The 1,351-nt window shown below is 38.3% G+C and carries 2 protein-coding genes; both read right to left on the bottom strand.

Going from position 1 to position 1,351, the window contains the following annotated elements:
- Positions 1 to 73 precede the first annotated feature (73 nt).
- Positions 74 to 598, bottom strand: a complete 525-nt coding sequence (locus tag ACFIJW_RS04770) for a hypothetical protein (RefSeq protein ID WP_375633493.1) — start codon at positions 596 to 598, stop codon at positions 74 to 76.
- A 368-nt stretch (positions 599 to 966) separates the two neighbouring features.
- On the bottom strand, positions 967 to 1,351 hold a 385-nt coding region (locus ACFIJW_RS04765), incomplete at its 5' end, for a hypothetical protein (RefSeq protein WP_375633492.1).

Below are 1,351 nucleotides of genomic sequence, written 5' to 3'. Positions count from 1 at the left end.
TAATCTAATATTCAAACAAATTTTTAAATGAAATGGTTATAAGGAGGCGCCCCCGCCGCGCCCGCGCCGTTATTTAAGCTGTTTTCCTATGAGGACGACACATAACAAAGCAAATTTCACCATAAGGAGAAAGGCGTTCTGTATAAACATTATTCATTGTGTCACCACAAATATTCTTAGTAACAATAGCCATGCCACATGCATTGGCATTTTCATAAACATGCACTTTACTTACAATTTTTGCACTATCGAAAACATGGGCATTATCATACACATGGGCATTGGCAAAAACCTTTGCTGAATCGTAGACGCGAGCATTACCATATACAAAACCACCAACACCTGCATTGCCATAAACCTGCGCATTTTCGTAAACACGACCAGGGCTCACAACAATGGCCTGATCACCAACCCAGCAATTACCATCATGGGAAAGATTTTCTTCAGATTCAATATAGCCACCAAGTTGACCAGCTTTAACATCACCAAAATCTCTTAACGCCTTAATGCGATAAAGTTTTTTACCCTCACGAAGAATTGTTTGATTGGTGAGTTGATATTTTGGAGATGTTTTTTGATTTTTAACTGTAGCGTTCATGCTAGTAATCCTTATCAATGAAGTTTTTAATTAACAGCCCATAAGGGCGTCGGGTGCTAAAAACACGGTGATAAGTCCGCCGCTATGCTTTTCCCTCGCGAAGGGTATTGTATGGCATAGCTACACCCGACATAACCGTTATATGCCAATGATAGCATAAAAGAAAGTCAGTATTTTGAAGATGGGAAAAACCTTATCGTGGTTTATCCGCTTATCACAAGTGTTTTTAGCACTTGCCGACCTTTCTAAACGAACCTTTCCTTAATGTCAATACGTATTTTTTATTTTTTTCAATTTTTTTCATTTTGATACCTACCTAATTGAATACCAAGTGCTTTCTCTANGTCAATACGTATTTTTTATTTTTTTCAATTTTTTTCATTTTGATACCTACCTAATTGAATACCAAGTGCTTTCTCTAGCTCGTTGTCTATATCATCATAAGTTTTCACTGCTTTAACTGTACGTTTTTTGATTTCCCTATTCACCTCGTCTATCAACGCTTCGCAACTCAATACGCTTCTTGGCAAATCACCACCGTATATCCAAGCTTTCACTTGCGCCTTGGTACTGTAATCAACATTCTCAGGCATCTCATGATACTGACCACCGTCAAATTCTTCATATTCTCTTGTACCATCATCATATTCGTAAAGATTGTAAAAATACTCTGCTACCCCTAATCCCCATGGGGCATGCCCCACCGCCGTTGCAACGAACTTTTTTCCCCCCTTCTGTTTACGTTTTTTTAAA

The sequence above is a fragment of the Bartonella sp. MM97QHHN genome, from assembly GCF_042194285.1.
In the GTDB taxonomy this organism is placed as follows: domain Bacteria; phylum Pseudomonadota; class Alphaproteobacteria; order Rhizobiales; family Rhizobiaceae; genus Bartonella.
This window is presented reverse-complemented; position numbering and strand designations above follow the sequence as displayed.